This window comes from Paraburkholderia atlantica (assembly GCF_000092885.1).
Classification (GTDB): Bacteria; Pseudomonadota; Gammaproteobacteria; order Burkholderiales; family Burkholderiaceae; genus Paraburkholderia; species Paraburkholderia atlantica.
In genome coordinates, this window is the sequence record NC_014119.1 from 426,083 (window position 1) to 442,430 (window position 16,348).

Below are 16,348 nucleotides of genomic sequence, written 5' to 3' on the forward strand. Positions count from 1 at the left end.
CGGGCGTCCGACCACCTCCTCCGTGTCCCATGGGTCATTTGTGATCATCGGAACGGCCAGCACCGAGTGCCTCGAGCAACGGCCGCAGAGCATTCAGTTCCGCGCCGAACCCGCTCCAGTCTCCCGTCTTCAGGCGCTCGATCGCGCGGTCATAGTGGGCAAGCGCTTCTCTCGCGCGAGCGTCCATTGCGCCTCGGGGCGATGATGCCGCTTGTGTGGTCTCCTGGAACAGCGCCGCCAGCGCTTGATCCAGGGTCTCCTCCATCACCACACGGTCACCATAGGCGGCAATTACCCGCTTCAACTCCGGCAACTGACCGGACGCCGCGCGCAAGTAGAGCGGAGAAACGTAGAGGAGCGAGTTCTCGATCGGTACCACCACAAGATGACCGCGTATCACGCGTGAGCCCATCTGGTTCCACAACGAGATCTGCTGCGAGATCTCGGTATTCTGCTGAATGCGCGCTTCGATCTGAAACGGCCCGTAGACCAGCTTGTCCTTCGGAAAGGTATACACGATGAGCTTGCCGTACCCGGGCTGATCGCAACGCGCCGCGAGCCAGGCAATCATGTTCTCCCGTTGGCTCGGCACCATCGGCAGCATCAGGATGAACTCGGCGCGCGGGTCGCCGGGGAGTCGCATGATCGTGTAGTACGGCGGCATCGTGCTGGCGGAGCTTCCGCCATCCATGCCGATTAGCTCCTGAGGAAACTGCCACAGATCCTCGCGGTTGTAGAACACTTCCGGCGCATCCATGTGATACACGCGATAGAGCTGCGCCTGAATCAGGAACAGATCTTCGGGGTAGCGGATATGCTGCCGTTGCCCCGCTGGCATCGCGTCCAAAGGCTTGAACATACCGGGGAAGATGCGCGCGTAGGTGCGCAGCAGCGGATCGGCGGGATCGCTGACGTAGAAATCGACCGTGCCGTTATAAGCGTCGACCACCACCTTGACCGCGTTTCTGATGTAGTTGGCGTTGTCGCCGAAACCCGGGCGGGAGTAAGGAAACCACTGGCTGACGGTGTAGGCGTCCTGTATCCAGAACAGCCGCCCATTGCTCGCGACGACATAGGGATCGTGGTCGAGAGTCAGGAACGGCGCAATCGTACGCACCCGGTCCTGAATGTTGCGATGAAGCAGGACCCGGCTCTGATCCGTGATATAGCCGCTCAGCAGGATGTTCGGATCGTCGAGCTGCCAGGCAAACAGACTGCGGCGCCCCATACCGCCGAGCGTGACGCCGTCGCGCCCGCTATAGGTCGTGTACGCATTGGTCGGCCTGCGGGGATAGTCGAACTCGGCTACATTGCCGTTCACGATCACATAGTCCTGCCGGCCTTCACTGAAATAGAGACGTGGTTCGCGAATGGCCGGACCGCCGCTGGAGACGGGCGGAATATCGTGCAGATAGAAAGTGGAGTTGCCCCTGTAACTGAGGACACGCGGACACCGTTAGATTGATGACTCCGCTGCACGCCTGAACTCGCGAGGCGAGCGATATTTCAATGCTTTGTGCGGGTGGCGCTCATTGTAGTGTTCAAAGGCAACGGCCAGACGCGAGAGGGCCGTTGGCGCGTCAGGCTTATCCATATAGGCGACGTAATTGTGCTTCATGGTCTTCACGAACGACTCAGCCATACCATTGCTTTGCGGCGAGCGCACGGGCGTGGTCAGCGGCTGCAGGCCCAGCTCGCGCGCAAAGCTGCGCGTGCGATGGTCGATGTAGGCCGAGCCGTTGTCCGTCAGCCATTCGATGGGCTGCGCGGCCTGCGTAGTGCCGAAGCGCTGTTCGACGGCAGCGAGCATCACGTCGCGCACCACGTCGCCGCTATGGCCTCCAGTGGTCGCAGCCCAGCTAATCGCCTCCCGGTCGCAGCAATCCAGCGCGAACGTTACGCGCAGCGGCGTGCCATCGTCGCACCGGAACTCAAAGCCATCGGAGCACCAGCGGGTATCGCTGCGGTCCACGGCGACGCGACCGTCATGCCGCCGCTTGTCTCGCCGCACGCCGGGACGACGCAGCAGCAACTGGTGCTCGCGCATAACCCGATACACGCGCTTGTGGTTGACGCACTGCGCGCCGGTCTGTTCCCGACTGCGGCGCAGCAGTGCCCAGATGCGTCGGTAGCCGTAGGTCGGTAGGTGCGCGACATGGGCCTGAATTTCCTCCACCAGCTTCGTGTCGTCGGTCCGTCTGGCGCTACGACCATCTTGCCAGTCAGACGAGCGAGCCAGTTTCGCTGCTACGCCAGAGCGCGCCACGCCGAGAACTTCACAGACCGTTTTCAATGGTCGTCCCCCGGCAGCAAGGGCGAGCGCGCAATCAGGTTTTTTGAGCGGCCCCATTCCACGGCTTCCTTCAGGATTTCGACTTCCATCGTCTTCTTCCCGAGTAGTCGTTGCAGTTCCTTGATTTCCTTGATGGCTGCGGCGAGCTCTGATGCCGGCACGACGGTCTCGCCCGCTTTCACTGCCGCCAGACTGCCTTCCTGGTATTGCTTGCGCCAGCCGAACACTTGGTTCGGGTTCACGCCATGCCGCCGGGCAACGGCTGATACCGATGCGCCAGATATCAGCGTCTCCTGGACGATGGCGATTTTTTCCTGCGCCGTGCGCCGCCGACGGCGCTCCGGCTCACTCAGAATTTCGATGGGTTCCACGTAATGACTAGGCTTACTGTTAGGCACAAGACTATCCCTTATTTTAAGAGAGTCCTTGTGTCCTCAGATACGTGGGGCTGCTCCAGAAAGACGGTAAACCTTCAGTGGATTTCTCTGTGACTGGCGACATCACGACCCCGATGCCGTGAGTAAAGATAAGGTGCAGGTTCACCCAGGTTTGAGCGTTGGACGGAAGCATCGCCGGTTCCAGTTCGCGCGCCGACAGCACCACCTGCCTGTATCCGCTATCCAGTTGATAGCGGTCGATGTCCACTGAAAGAAATTTGTAGTAAGTCCTGATCTCCTGCAACTGTGCGTAGGTATCCATCAGCGGTTGTACATCCCATAGCCGGATGTTGTCGATGGTCGCCCGATTGGCCTGCAGCGAGTCGAGAGTCAGTCCCTGCTCGGCCTCGAACGGTTTAACCTCGATCTTCGCGAGGCCGTAAGCCTGTCGCGTTAGCGCGATAGTGTGTTCGATATAGGGTGTTTCCAGTTTCAGCTCGCTCGGTTTGACATAGAAGCGCTGAAACAGCGATGGATAGATCTCGGCGAACACGATCGAACTGCCGAATACGAGCAGCGCGAGAACGACGGGCTGCAGATGGCTGCGCCGGCGCATGTTGATCCAAAGAGCAACGGATGAGGCCGCTCCAAGGCCGACAAGCATCCACAGGACCGGCAACTCGACGTGGACATCGGTATAGCTGGCGCCGACCACGACGCCGTTGTCGCCATAGAGCAGCAGAAAGCGGTCGAGCCACCACGACCAGGCCTTCACCGCAAAGAACAAACCGAGCAGTGCGGAGCCATGAGTGATGGCGGCGGCCGACAGTGTGCGTGGCGGCCGCTCCAGCGCGATGTCGCCGCGCAATGCGTAGACAGCACCTGCTACGATCGCGCTCCAGAAGACCAGCTGCAGCAGCCAGTTCTTCAGTGCGACATACGCTGGGAGCGAGAACAGATAAAAGCCGATATCCCGGTCGAAGATCGGATCGCGCTCGCCAACAGGCACCTGATAAATGAAGCGCAGCGCGACATCCCAGTTCGAGACTTCGCCAGCGGCGATAACCAGGCCCAAGACGGCCGCGGCGCAGGCAATACTGGCGCGCCAGGGAACGTGCGGCGCGATCAGCTCGGACAGTTCGACGGCAACCTCGCTCGCATGCGACGGATCGGCTGCTTGCGCTCGCAATACATCGATGCGCCTCGCGTAACGATGCGCCAACATCCCCGACAGCCAGATCGCGCAACCCGAGACTGCGAACACCGTCGCAAACAGCAGCACCCGCGCGGAAAGGATGGTCCAGAAAACGCCACCATAGCCGACCGAAGAGAACCACAGCCAGTCGACGAGGATGCCGGTGATGCGTCCGACGACGATCAGGGCGACGACGACGGCCGTCACCATGATTGCATAGCGTCTCAGGCGCACGCCGGACTTCACTCCCGACCGCATGGTTCCTCCTGCGCTGGCCGTCGCCGATGCCCTGCTGCGGTGGTGATCCTGGTTCGGATGGAGCCGGTTCAGACAGCTTGAATCATTGTAGTTCGGTGTGGCTATTGACATTGGCACCACCGGTAAGTGGCCACTCGTCTGGGGGCTCGCTTTTCCCGCGCGCGGAGCCACAGTCAGAATACTAGTGGCCCTACTTTCTACATGCGATCGAGTTTGCCGGACCGTTTCCATGGCGGCGGCACACCCTTTGCTGCGATGAAACGGTTTGGTTCATTTCACGAAAAGGGGACCCCTACCATGAAGCTCTACTATTCACCTGGTGCCTGCAGCCTCGCCGACCATATCGCTATGCATGAGGCCGACCTCACTTTTGACAGGGTTCGCGTCGACTTGAAGTCGAAGGAGACCGAAACGGGGGAGCAGTTCAATCAGATCAATCCAAAGAGTTACGTCCCAACCCTCGAGATGGATGATGGTCAGCGGCTTACCGAGAATATCGCGATTCTTTCGTGGGTCGCACAGCGCAAACCTGCGCTTGCGCCCAATAGCGAACCGGGCAACCTGCGCCTGCTCGAGATGCTCGCGTTCATTTCGACCGAAATCCACAAGCAGTTCGGCCGTGTTTTCAAGCCCACTTCGGACGCTGAAGCAACGGCAGCGCGTGAGAAGCTCGGCCAACGCTTTCAGTTGATCGCCACCATGTTCAACGGCGATTACCTGTTCGGCAGCGAAGCGAGTGTAGCGGATGCCTATTTGTTCACCATGCTGCTCTGGGCCAAGAAGGTGGGTATCGAAGTGCCTGAGAAATTGGGAATCTTTGCCGAACTGATGCGCGCACGTCCGGCCGTCCAGCTTGCGATGAAGCACGAGGGACTGGAATGATGAAGCACCGATCGTCGCCGCGCCCGCCGACAATCGTCTTCACCGCCCGATAAGGTCCACGCCAGGCAAACGCGGCGCGACGAAAGCCATCCGGTCCTCGCCGCGCGCGTCACGCGTTGCCATTCACTCGACCACGAGCGTCGCTTTCAATGCAACCGCATTCGCCGGGTTGTAGACGTTCGGAGACGTCGCCCACCGTCATGCACGCGTTCAACGCCGCAATCCGATGTTCCTGAGGATTCGCAAACCGGTTCGAACCGCACGAGTTCGCAAGGCTCGTCGATTTCTATCGTGAAACGGCGCGGCACGCACTCGCTCAATGCATCGTGTCGAGTACCGCCCGGATGCGCATCCGCTGCTCTTCGGAGACGAGCCCATCGAGCACTTCCACGAAATGAGGATGATGCATACCGGAATGGAGGTACTGCCACCTGTAAGCGTGATGGAAATTCGCCTCGATCGACCTGACCTCGGCTTCGACGACGGCACGCCCGCAGTTCGCGATGAAATAGCGCGAGTCCGCTGCCGCCTGCACGCGTAAAATGCCGTCGAACGCAGTCAGCAGTTCGATGAACTCATTGACCGCGTGATCGCGCGCCGCATCCGTCAGCGTAGCGTCGTGCCGCTTCCATTCGAGTTCGTCGAGAATCGCGTGCTGACTTTCTTCCTTCCAGTGGTAAAGAAATACATTCTTGAACAGCTCGGATAGCTGTTCGTCGCGATGAATGCTCTGGCGGTAGTGAATCTGCGAGAACAGTTCGATATCCAGCGTCATGGCCAGCACCGCCCACGTGCTCTTGCCGAGCACCACGGCGGCCAGCGCATCGGGATCGACGTCGAAGTGGTAACCCGCGGGCAGCGTTTCGCCGATCATTTGTTCGATGCGGCGAAACAGCGCCTGGTGCTTGAGCTCTTCGTCGCTGAAGCGCACGAGCGCTTCGAGCGCCACCTGATCGCCGAGCCAGTAGTCGCGGCTCACTTCCAGCACCTTGGCGTTGATGAAGCGCTCGACCAGCCCGAACACGTTAGCGTAGGTGCGCCCCTGAATCTGGCTGACGAATCGCTTCTCACCCTCCGAGAGCGTGATGAAATCCGGCACCAGCGAGAGTCCGTCCGGCAAATACTTCTGGGACATATCGAAAGTACGGTCTCCAATCACATCACGGTCGATGTCCCAATTGACCATCTTCGAAGCGCGAATGCATCGGGCGTAGCGATCGCGATCGGATTGTCGCAATACTGCGTTCATAGAAGTTCTCCCAATATGGACCGCCACGCGGTCTGGCGTTTAGCGTCGGTTCACCGGGGAAAGCCAATCGAATGATCTGGCTTTCCGGCACGCTCAATTTACGATTGGGAGTCTTGGGGTTCTATGATCGAGTCGCCGCGCGATATGACTGAAACGCCGTTTCTTGTCGTTTGCTTGCACAGATCGACAGACGAGGTTGTCGAGCCGGCACGGCGCCTCGTGGCAGGCATCACTGGTCCGGCATTGCGGCAACGCCACTAGTATGTTGCGAGAGCTGCGCTGATGTTGCCGCGCCGTCGGCCTGTCCTTTGCTCTTGCGCCAACCGGCAGGCGGCATGCCGAATTCGCGTCTGAACGCGCGACTGAATGCGGCTTCCGACTCATAGCCAATCTGTTCCGCCACTGCGTTGAGCGGCTTGCTCCCGATCCGAAGTTCGTGCGCCGCAATCTGCATGCGCCACCTCGCGAGATATTGCATTGGCGGCTGCCCCAGAAGATCGGTAAACCGTTGCGCCAACGCGGAACGCGACAGGCCCACTTTGCGCGCAAGTTCCTCGACGGTCCACGCATGCGCCGCCTGCGAATGAAGCAGCGAAAGCGCGCGTCCAACGTAGCGGTCACGCACGCCGGCAAGCCACCCGGTCTGGTTCTCAGGCAGCGCTTCAATACAGCTACGGATCGCTTCGACAAACAGCAGTTCCGATAGCCTGGCAAGCACGATCGTGCCGCCCGCGCGCGACTCGGCCGCTTCGGCGGCGGCAAGTTTGAGAGACGACTCGAGCCATGCCGCGCGCGGGTCCTGGCGCATGTCGATCTTGAAGAGCCGTGGCAGCGCGGACAGCAGCGGATTGTTCAAAGTATCGTCGCAGGCCAGAAAGCCGCACACGATGCGCGTCACAGCGCCCCCGCCGCCATGGGACAGCGTCATCACTTCCCCGGGTGCTGTCGCCATCTGCCCGGCCAACAGCGAGTCCGACGGCACCGGGGATAAATCGATCGCGCTGCCCATGATGTGCGTTTCACCCTGAGGCACCACGATCAGTTCGCCGGCATGGACGTGAATAGCCGAACCGGGATCGCCGGCCAGCTTCGCCCAGCAACTCCCCTCGATGATCAGATGATAGGAAATGACGCGCTCGGAAGGCGGCAAATAAGCGCCGCAGAGCGATGCATCCGTGCGACCGATCAGACACCAGGGCGCGGTGAATGTCCCGTTCAGAAATACAGCGCCGCTCAGACGAACGGCGCGCAGAACATCAGAGACTGCATCCATGGATAGCTCGCGTGAATTGCGATTTCCCGGGCGATAAACCTGGCCGCCGCTCAATCGTCAGGATGGCCAAGGGCTACATCTTATACCTGCAACCTCGCTCGATGACAAATCCCTTACTGATGTTTGTCGCGAGGCTTATGAAGCATTTTGCGGGTCCGCTGGAGACTCGCGCAAAGCGTCGGCAAGAAGTGGACGATCGGTCAAGAAACATCGACGCACGGGCAGGACGGCAGCGGCTTGCCGCAGGCACAGTTCACGACAGGAAGGAACATCACGGATCGACGTCATCCGCACTGCGCAGTCAAGCCTTCCTCGGACTTCAAAAACCTCGCGCGCCGCCCAACTGACCGCTTCGCGCGAACACAACAGCGTGAGATACCGATGAAAAGCCTGATAAGCCGTGCGATCTACCACCCGTTCATTGCGCTTTCCGTTTTCTATCTGGTCGACGTTATGCATCACGTCGACTACAGCGTTGGCGGCGCGTTGCTGGTGCTGGCCACGAAGACGGTCTCGCGTGTTTTAAGTCTTTTCAACAAGGGATAGCGTTTGGGATGCGAAGCGGTGCCGCTATTCAGCGACGGCATAAAACCGCTGGCTGCGACCGGCAAATCAGCGAAAAGAGGCCAGAAAAAAGGCCTGTTCGCGATGCAAGAGCGCGGAGATGATCGATAGAATTTTCTGTAGCGCGTTACGCACCATGACGCGTCCGATATCTGTGGGATCGCTTTCTCACATCGGATTTCCGGTTAATTCAGCATGACACGGCTCGCACGGCACTACGTCCCCGAACAACCGCAACACGTTATCTTGCAGGGAATCGCGGGCCCTGCATTTCTGGACGAAGGAGACTACCTGTACTTCCTCGCCTGTCTGGCAGATGCCGCGCGCGTCGCTGATCTGGCAGTCCACGCGTGGGTACTCATGCCTGACGCGGTCCAGCTCCTCGTCACGCCTTCATACGAATCGAGCGTTGCCATGGCGATGCAGGCGGTTAGCCGTCGCTACGTCGAGACCTTCAACCGCCGCCATGGACGCCGTGGTGCGGTGTGGCGTGGCGGATACCGGGCGACAGTGATCGAGCCCGACCGGTATTTCCTGCTCGCGAGCCAGGTCATCGATCAGGCGCCGGTGCGCAACCGCCTTGTGACCGAACCGGCAAACTACCAGTGGTCGAGTTGCGCGCACCACAACGGGCTGCGTGTCGATAGCTTCATCAAGGATCACCCACTGTACCGGGCGCTCGGCCATACACCGTTCGAGCGCCAGCAGGCTTACCGCGATCTGGGCGCACAGCCGCTTGACGAACGCGATGTCGATAACCTGATGCAGTCGACGCTCAACGGCTGGGTGCTCGGCAGCGCCGCGTATTGCGAGTGGGCGGCGCGGACAGCCAATCGGCGCTTGATGCCACTACTGCTGCGCGACCGGCCGTCCGCGGTTCGCACGCCACGCGCGCTCGCGCACGTGGGCTAAGCAAAGGAGAAACAAAACGGATTCGGTCTTTCTGCTGTTCCGCCATTTCCGCGGCCACGTGAAGTCCATTGTCCAACGCAGTTTCCTCCAGCGCGTAAGCGATACCCGGTTGGTGGCGCACTTCCTTGATCACGTTCCGAGAAACGGTCGATGTGGATGATTTCAAATGTGTACCCACCTTCCGCTACCCGATCGCAATACCAGTGCTGCCCCTTACATACAATAGCGAGGCCATCTTCTACGATCAGGTGGTGACCGAATGCACGGCCTTTTTTCAAGGCGACAGGCAGTCGGTCCCGGAGGAGTCAACGCAATTGGCACGTGTCGGTGAAATACATCCCTTCAACCATTGCAGCATCACGGGTTCGACCGTGAACCACGATGGAGGCAGCCATGCGCAGAAGAAGCTTCTTACAAACAGGTGCCGCGGTTCTGGCAGTCGCGGGTGTGGCGCTGAGCGGGTCCGCGGCGACGATGAGTGACGCCGTTGCCGCCGAATCCAACGCATCGAAGCGGCAGGTCATCGATGCCAAGGTCGACGAAACCCTGTCGCGGCTGTTCGAGACGGTCAAAGGTTCAAGAGAACTCGTCGGCAAGGCGAACGGCGTGCTCGTGTTCCCGTCCGTGCTCAAGGTTGGCTTCATCGCGGGTGGGCAATACGGTGAAGGCGCTTTGCGGGTGCACGGGAAATCGGTCGGCTACTTCAAGACGATATCGGGATCATTCGGCTTGCAGGCGGGCGCACAGTCGAAAGCCATGGTCTTTCTGTTCATGACGCAAGAGGCGCTCGACAGCTTTCGCAAATCCAACGGATGGTCGGTCGGTGGTGAAGGTTCGGTCGCGCTCGTGAAGGTCGGAGCAAACGGCACGATCGATACGACAACGGCCACCGAACCCGTCCAGGCGATCGTGCTGACAAATGCAGGTCTGATGGGCGACGTGTCGCTGGCCGGCACGAAGGTTTCTCGACTGAAAATCTGACCGCATTGCTAGCAGCATTTGTCCGCCAAGGCTTTGCACTCGTCGCGCAAGGCCCCGCAGTTCAAGTGGAACACATCGCCGCTCGCATCTGCGCGAACCCCTCCCGATAGCGAGCGGCGAGGGATGTGGCCGTCCGCCCCAGCAACGCCCGGTCGATCGTCAGCGCATCGAGCATTGCTTCCGAAAGCGCCTCGATCCCGACGCTGCCCGGCACGCACGCTGGCTCCCACGTCGCGGCAAACGCGGACTGCTTCGTCGTGTCATGCGCGCGCGCCGGATGGACGAAATTCAGCCGCGGCAAACCGAACGCCATCGCGACGATCCTTCCGTGCAGGCTGCTTCCGGCATAGGCCGTGGCATCCGCGATCAGTGCGCAGATGTCCCATATCTGCAGCGAACCGAAGAGTTGCGTACGTGAGACCTTCATCCGTGACGCTATGCGTTCGTAGCACGCCATATCGTCATGCCAGGGCGCGGCACCCGCCCGGAAAAAGACAATACCAAGCCCGCTTTCGCTCGACACGCGATCGAGCTCGCTAGCTAGCACACCGAGAGTTTGATCGTCGCCGAAGTCCGCACTGAACTGCACGGCGACATATCCATCGGGAAACGCCCGCCGCAAATCCGCCACGCCGCTCCGCTCCCTGTGCGCGCGAATGTTCGCGCCGAATAACTCGGCCACCATCACCGCCGGGTCCGGCACGAGCCGCGCGAAAACGCCTGCCGCGGCGAGACCGTTTTGCGTCTGGACGTCGCGCACGCTGATGTCGTCGGCTTGCGTGAGCTTCGACAGGACTTCTGCTCGCATGCAGGGGTCCAGCCGCTCGACATCGACGCCGCCGACCGCTTGATAAATGACGCTCGACGCAAAGGGAAACATGTCACGAGACACCATGTAAGGGGCAAGCGCATCGAGACCCGTCAGCGCACGTGCCCACGCGCGTCGCTGATCGTGATGTGTATCCAGTCGCGTGATGATCTTCTGTGCCTCGTCCCGCGGCAGCAGCATCACCGCCGCCTCCCAGTCGCCGCAAGTCAGGATCTCGCCGCCTGCGTGCACGATATGCAAGCGGTCTTTGCCGCGTTCGGCTGCCAATTGCGCGAGCGCCTGTACAGCGTGGCCGCCGTAGACGCGCAGGTCGCGCTGCGCGAGCCCGGCGAAGATCACGTCGTCGCACGCAAGCAGTCTCGCGACGACGTGAGGGAACAGCAGGTCACCCAGGTTGTTGCGATCGAAGGCGCCGAACACCACTACCGCATCATGTTTTCCAGTGTCTCGCATCATGATCTGCGACCGGCCCTCTGCTAAGGGCGGCTACGGTGCTCACCGGGGTCCGCTGCGGCGCCACCGGCCTTCGCATCGGCCGGAGCCTGCCGCTTGTCGCGCCATTCCTCCACCTGCCAGGCAAGCAGCCCTGGCAGAAAGACGATGATGTCACGAAAGCGGCGCGCACCCGCGAGCGCGAGGCAAAGCTGCGGAGGAAAACCAAGCACCGTACCGATCAGCAGAAATCCACCTTCCTGAACGCCGAGCGCGCCCGGCACAAAGAACGCGACGCTGCTGAGCGCCTGAATCAGCGACTCGAGCACGAGTGCCTGCAGAAAACTTGCTTTTGCCGACAGAAAATAGAGCGCGAGCCACAGTTCGAGCGCGGTCGCGATGCATTGGAGTGATTGCCAGACGAGCAGGTAACGGATGATCACGCCGGGCTGATGCCACAGGTCACTGATCGACTGATCGATGCGCACCGACTCGCCGACGAGCGAGCGGAACTTGCCGCTGGTGATGCGATTGAACGTCTTCGTCAGACGGGCGAACGGACTCGCTCGCTGCACGAACGAAAACGCCAGAAGCAGAACCGCCAGAATGGCGATACCGCCTCCGAGCCTGGCTGCAAGGTGCAACGCGCTAGCGCCGGCATGGGCGATCAGATAGCCGATGGCCGCGATGGCGAACAGCATTTGGCTGATCAGCGTCAGCTGGAGGTCGACGACGAGGCTCGCCATGGCAGGGGCCGGCTGCATGCCCCATTTGCGCATCATGCGAAACGTCACGACTTCACCGCCCACTCGGGCAACGGGCAACATGCCGTTCACGGACTCCCGTATCCAGACGAGGCGCAATACGGCGAACAGATTCGGGCGGATCGGGCCGCGCATCAGCATCTGCCAATTCCTTGCGTTAGCGAGCATCGGCAGAACATGGACCAACCCTGCAAGCGCGAGCCCGGCGCCGGCTGCGCGCATCAAACCGAGCACCTTCTGCGCGTCGACGTGCCAGACGAGCCAGACCGCGATTGCCAGGCCGGCAAGGGCGGCAACCCGGGCAAGATATTTCATAAGCTGGTGGCAGCGTAGTGTCGGTTGTTTTCAGGTATCGAACCGCGAGCCTCGATTCGAGCTGCCGCATAATTCGTTCCCCGCGCCCATCGGCCACGGGCCACACCGCCTGGCTTCGATTCGAATGGCCACACTTCGACGATCCTCTCGGATTGACGGTGCGTGCGACTTCCGTGCGCTGATCGAGCGGAGCCTGGATAAACGTACCGAGATCGTGAATGCGCCTGGATGCTCAGCGAGACGTTCGAGTCACGTTCGTTGCTTCAGGCAAGGAAGCGCGTTGGACGCCCAATGACGGGTCCGTCGCGCGCAGCAGATTCACACGCGGCGGCACGAACAACGTGTATCGATCGTACCGGTACGTTGTCTATGCACCGGTCAACGGACTCTTGCAAACGCACGCAGCACGGCGTCGCCACGCGGCGTCACGTGAGGAAGCCGGAATCCCGAATCAGCTGGCTCATTCGCGATCAACTGCAGTTCGCGCAGCGCGCCAAGCTCTGCCCGATCCGAATCGATTCGTTCAGGCGCATCCTTCAACAGAAGCAGCGTGGCCACTTCGTGGGGACTCAACATATCGTGTACCTCACGGCGGGAACGAACAACGGGTGACCGGATCCGGCCGCGGCTGCATCGGCAGCACGCGAGAACCGGGCCCGGCAGGATTGGTGGAAGCCTGTCGCCTTTCGGGTCGACGAGCGACGTGCGCGAGGCGGACTTCGGCGTTCCGGCGTGTCAGGGGTCGGCTTTGCAACGCTCGAGAATGGCACGGACCATTTCGCCTACGTTCGCCTCGGTGACGGACTCGCCGTCCCGTTGCTCCTCCGGCGGCACGATGTCCTCGCTCATCGTCGTGTCGACGCCCGTTGCGCAGGCCGGCTGCTCAGCGGACATTGTGCCTTCGTGCAGTTCAAGCCCGTCGTCGTGATCGGTGTCGGGGTGGCACGGTCTGATGGTTTCCGACGCGATGTCCATCCAGCCGCGCGTGTAATCGGCGAACTGCAGGACGAGCCAGGGCATCACATCGGCCTGGCGGCTGATCAACTGTTCAGGTGTCTGGGCGCGCAATACGCTTTCCCAGTGCAGCGCGGCACCTGTGACCGCGGATCTGCACGTATCCACGTTCAACCGCATCAACGCGCAAAAACCGGCGACGAGCTGGTTCGGCAGTTGCGACGCGTCGGTCGAAACGGATAGGAGGAATGGCATCTGTTCTTGGCTGCTCACGGGATATCTCTCAGGTTCTCGCGGACACGGTGATCGCTGCCACTGCGATTCGTGAAGGTCGTTCCCACGCCGGGCCCGTCGGTCGGGCAGACGGTCTGAAGCCGTCTTAGAGCAGCCATTCTAACTTTGTTAAGTCGGATTCCGATTTTCGAGAGCCAGGGAGTTTCCCCAATATGTGGGAAATGTGCGCCTATGATGAGCGGGCGAGACGCGAGCGAGTCAACCGGAACTGCGGCCGCCGGGCGGCCAGGCGGGTGCCAGATGCTTGCGCCTGGCACCGAGCTTCGAAGGTAGTTAGCGGTCGATGAACCGCCAGGAGCGGCGCGGTTTAATGCACGGTTCCGAAGAACAGTTGCGCGCCCTCCTCCGGCGTCAACCCCGCGGCGAAATAGGCCTGAAGGCGCACGGCCTTTGCGTCGTCGAGCAGATAAGGCGGCCGTACGAGGCCCGTTGCGACGGCATGGTCATACCATCGGCTTATCCACGCGCGCAATTCGATTTCACTCGCCGACAGCACTTCCATGCGATGTTCTCCTACATCAGTTTGACCCGCGCGACGGGTTCGTTCGAATGCGTTGGTCCAGCTTCATCGACTACTCGCTGATCAAGCCGTGCCGGATCGCATAACGAATCACCTCCGCGTTATTCGAAAGACCCAGCTTTTGCATCAACCGCATCTTGTGGGTGCTGATCGTCTTGGCGCTGAGCGAACACGCTTCCGCGATGTCATTGATGCTCTGGCCGCTGGCGATCAGCTGTAGCACCTGAAATTCCCGATCGGTCAGGACTTCGTGCGGCGGCACGTCTCCCGCATGCTTTTCAAAGACCATCGCGTCGACCAGTTTCGGGTCGATGAAACGTCCGCCGTCGGCGAGCTTACGGATTGCCGCCAGCAACACATCGGGATCGCTGTCCTTGGTCACGTAACCGGTGGCGCCTGCCCTCAGTGCGCGGGACGCCACCTGCGCCTCGTTGTGAATGCTGAGCACGAGCAGCGGTAACCCGGGTCGGTCGGAGCGCACGCGGCGGATCAGATCGACGCCGCTGATGCCGGGCATCGTCATGTCAAGCAACAGCAGATCGATGTCACAGCTGCGAAGTTTGTCGATCACCTCGGAGCCGTGGCCAGCCTCCTCCACCACGATCATGTCGGCCGTAGTCGCGATGATCTGCTTGAGGCCGCCGCGCACGATCGCGTGATCGTCGGCGATGAGGATCTTGATCATGTCCCGAATCCGAACTCGCGTGAGGCGTCCGATTGATGAAGCCATTGTCCGTTCGTCTCGCATTCGCAGGATTCGCGGCGGACAAGTTGCGCCCGGCTAGGTGACCAGCGAAAACTTCACCGGGACTTCTGCCCGATCGATCAGTTCGTCGAGCCGGTCGACGAGCTGATCGAGCGCCACGAACGTGCCCGCATCGAAGCCTTCCGCATGATCGCGGCGCAGTTCCTTCAACGTCTGCTGCAAACGTCGTATCGCGACAGGACGCGTGTCGCGCAAGGGCCAGCAAAACAGCAGGTATGTCAGCGGTGTCAGGCTGCGCGCCTCGCACCACGTTTCGAACAGGCGCTGGCAAATTCTGTCGATCTCTTGCAAGCGCCTGCGTCGGTCCAGAAAGTCCGCAATCATTTTGCACGTCGCCTTTCGATCTTCGCAAGCCCCACCGATGATGGATGAACAGCCGATAGCGCGCAGTCGTCGGCGGCTGCAAATGACGACGGCAAAGCCTGATCCGGAGGTCAGGAAATCCTGAATCCCGCGAGCCGGCAACGGTCGCGGAGGATTTTCAGACGCTCTGGCGCCGCTGGGGCCGACCCTTCCCGCAAGTACGCGGCCGCGGAAATATCGCCAGCGCCGGCCATTACAATGGTGGCTATCCAAAAGACGAACGCGACCGCCATGCACCTTCCCTCGAGCCGCCGAGCGCAAAAACGAACGGCACCGCCAGCCTGGATCGCCGCATGTGTCGCGCTCCTGTTACCGCCCCCCCTTCTTGCGCAGGACCAAAAGCCCGGTATCGCCTTTTCCACGAGCGAGCCCGGCGCATCGCTGCCCGCTGGCTGGAAGAATCTGCCGGTGGTGCGCGGCAAGCCGATCACGCAATACACGCTGGTTCACGACGACCACACCACCGTGCTGCAGGCGGACGCGAACCGCTCGGCTTCCGCGCTGATGCACGAGGGCGATATCGACCTCGCGCGCACACCCGTGGTGGCATGGCGCTGGAAAGCAGATGGGCCGATCGAGGGCGCCGATAACCGGGTCGCGTCGAAGGAAGACGCGCCAGCGCGGCTGATGTTCATGTTCGACGGCGACAAGAGCAAGCTGTCGATGTTCGACCGGGCGAAGATGGGGCTGGCCAGGCAACTGAGCGGCGAAGAGCTGCCCTATGCCACGTTGATGTACGTCTGGTCGACCAACGCCGCGCCGGGCACCGTCATTGCCAACCCCCGCACGAACCGCGTACAGATGATCGTGGTCTCCGGTCGGCCAGGCGATGCGGGTCAGTGGCAAAGTCTGCGCCGCAATATCGTGCAAGACTACGAGCGGGTCTTTCACGAACCGCCAGGACGAATCACTGGTTACGGGCTGCTGACCGATACCGACAATACCGCTACCACGACCCGCGCCTGGTACGGGGACGTGCAGTTCCTTCCCGCGCCCTGATAACCCGGTGCCGTCAAACTGATCGAGCCGGTCGGCGTGACGCGGCTGGCTCGGTGCCGAGCGGCTCAGGGGCGTTCGTGAACCGACTTCCCGACCCCGCCCCAGGTGTGGCATAACACGTGCTACGA

At 61.1% G+C, this 16,348-nt stretch carries 15 protein-coding genes and 2 pseudogenes; 5 read left to right on the forward strand and 12 right to left on the reverse strand.

Going from position 1 to position 16,348, the window contains the following annotated elements:
- Positions 1–34: 34 nt before the first annotated feature.
- The 3 genes and pseudogenes from BC1002_RS29525 to BC1002_RS29540 form a co-directional block, all read right to left on the reverse strand.
- Positions 35–1,420, reverse strand: a pseudogene (locus BC1002_RS29525) (UPF0182 family protein); the annotation flags it as partial.
- 36 nt (positions 1,421–1,456) lie between these two features.
- Positions 1,457–2,655 (reverse strand): IS3 family transposase gene (locus BC1002_RS29530; RefSeq protein ID WP_193373031.1). Its coding sequence is split into 2 segments (ribosomal slippage): positions 1,457–2,340 and positions 2,340–2,655, totalling 1,200 coding nucleotides; the frame shifts between segments, so codons are not numbered across the junction.
- Between the two features lie 91 nt (positions 2,656–2,746).
- Positions 2,747–4,123 (reverse strand): annotated as a pseudogene (locus BC1002_RS29540) (UPF0182 family protein); the annotation flags it as partial.
- Positions 4,124–4,420: 297 nt separating this feature from the next.
- Here BC1002_RS29540 and BC1002_RS29545 point away from each other — a divergent pair.
- A complete protein-coding gene (locus tag BC1002_RS29545) occupies positions 4,421–5,005 on the forward strand; it encodes a glutathione binding-like protein (protein ID WP_013093635.1) in 585 nt (194 codons plus the stop codon).
- A gap of 316 nt (positions 5,006–5,321) precedes the next feature.
- Here BC1002_RS29545 and BC1002_RS29550 read toward each other — a convergent pair whose 3' ends face one another.
- Together BC1002_RS29550 and BC1002_RS29555 are read right to left on the reverse strand one after the other, a co-directional pair.
- Positions 5,322–6,254, reverse strand: coding sequence for a hypothetical protein (locus BC1002_RS29550; RefSeq protein ID WP_013093636.1), 933 nt, complete (start codon positions 6,252–6,254; stop codon positions 5,322–5,324).
- 229 nt (positions 6,255–6,483) lie between these two features.
- Positions 6,484–7,527, reverse strand: a complete 1,044-nt coding sequence (locus tag BC1002_RS29555; protein ID WP_013093637.1) for an AraC family transcriptional regulator — start codon at positions 7,525–7,527, stop codon at positions 6,484–6,486.
- 147 nt (positions 7,528–7,674) lie between these two features.
- On the opposite strand from BC1002_RS29555, the gene BC1002_RS38040 reads away from it, so the two are divergent.
- The 3 genes from BC1002_RS38040 to BC1002_RS29565 all read left to right on the forward strand — a co-directional run bounded on the left by BC1002_RS38040 (position 7,675) and on the right by BC1002_RS29565 (position 9,984).
- The gene (locus BC1002_RS38040; RefSeq protein WP_157874815.1) at positions 7,675–8,073 is read left to right on the forward strand and encodes a hypothetical protein; all 399 of its coding nucleotides are present in this window, start codon (positions 7,675–7,677) and stop codon (positions 8,071–8,073) included.
- 213 nt (positions 8,074–8,286) lie between these two features.
- Positions 8,287–9,003 (forward strand): transposase, encoded by a 717-nt coding sequence (locus tag BC1002_RS29560; protein WP_013093639.1) that lies wholly within the window; start codon positions 8,287–8,289, stop codon positions 9,001–9,003.
- Between the two features lie 393 nt (positions 9,004–9,396).
- Positions 9,397–9,984: a BPSL1445 family SYLF domain-containing lipoprotein gene (locus BC1002_RS29565; RefSeq protein WP_013093640.1), complete on the forward strand. Its 588-nt coding sequence runs from the start codon at positions 9,397–9,399 to the stop codon at positions 9,982–9,984.
- 61 nt (positions 9,985–10,045) lie between these two features.
- Here BC1002_RS29565 and BC1002_RS29570 read toward each other — a convergent pair whose 3' ends face one another.
- The 7 genes from BC1002_RS29570 to BC1002_RS29600 all read right to left on the reverse strand — a co-directional run bounded on the left by BC1002_RS29570 (position 10,046) and on the right by BC1002_RS29600 (position 15,149).
- Positions 10,046–11,269 (reverse strand): polysaccharide pyruvyl transferase family protein, encoded by a 1,224-nt coding sequence (locus BC1002_RS29570; protein ID WP_013093641.1) that lies wholly within the window; start codon positions 11,267–11,269, stop codon positions 10,046–10,048.
- A gap of 20 nt (positions 11,270–11,289) precedes the next feature.
- Positions 11,290–12,324: a lysylphosphatidylglycerol synthase domain-containing protein gene (locus BC1002_RS29575; RefSeq protein WP_013093642.1), complete on the reverse strand. Its 1,035-nt coding sequence runs from the start codon at positions 12,322–12,324 to the stop codon at positions 11,290–11,292.
- Between the two features lie 378 nt (positions 12,325–12,702).
- Positions 12,703–12,900 carry a hypothetical protein gene (locus BC1002_RS39150; RefSeq protein ID WP_041735627.1) on the reverse strand — a complete coding sequence of 66 codons (198 nt, stop codon included), beginning with the start codon at positions 12,898–12,900 and terminating at the stop codon, positions 12,703–12,705.
- Positions 12,901–13,059: 159 nt separating this feature from the next.
- A complete protein-coding gene (locus tag BC1002_RS29585) occupies positions 13,060–13,551 on the reverse strand; it encodes a phasin family protein (protein WP_238538072.1) in 492 nt (163 codons plus the stop codon).
- 328 nt (positions 13,552–13,879) lie between these two features.
- On the reverse strand, positions 13,880–14,074 hold the full coding sequence (locus tag BC1002_RS29590) for a hypothetical protein (RefSeq protein ID WP_013093645.1): 195 nt from the start codon (positions 14,072–14,074) through the stop codon (positions 13,880–13,882).
- A gap of 70 nt (positions 14,075–14,144) precedes the next feature.
- On the reverse strand, positions 14,145–14,777 hold the full coding sequence (locus BC1002_RS29595; RefSeq protein WP_013093646.1) for a response regulator: 633 nt from the start codon (positions 14,775–14,777) through the stop codon (positions 14,145–14,147).
- Between the two features lie 96 nt (positions 14,778–14,873).
- Positions 14,874–15,149, reverse strand: a complete 276-nt coding sequence (locus tag BC1002_RS29600; protein WP_238538073.1) for a hypothetical protein — start codon at positions 15,147–15,149, stop codon at positions 14,874–14,876.
- A 303-nt stretch (positions 15,150–15,452) separates the two neighbouring features.
- Here BC1002_RS29600 and BC1002_RS29605 point away from each other — a divergent pair, with 303 nt between their 5' ends.
- Complete coding sequence (locus BC1002_RS29605) at positions 15,453–16,220, forward strand: DUF3047 domain-containing protein (RefSeq protein ID WP_041735630.1); 768 nt, start codon at positions 15,453–15,455, stop codon at positions 16,218–16,220.
- Positions 16,221–16,348: the final 128 nt, after the last annotated feature.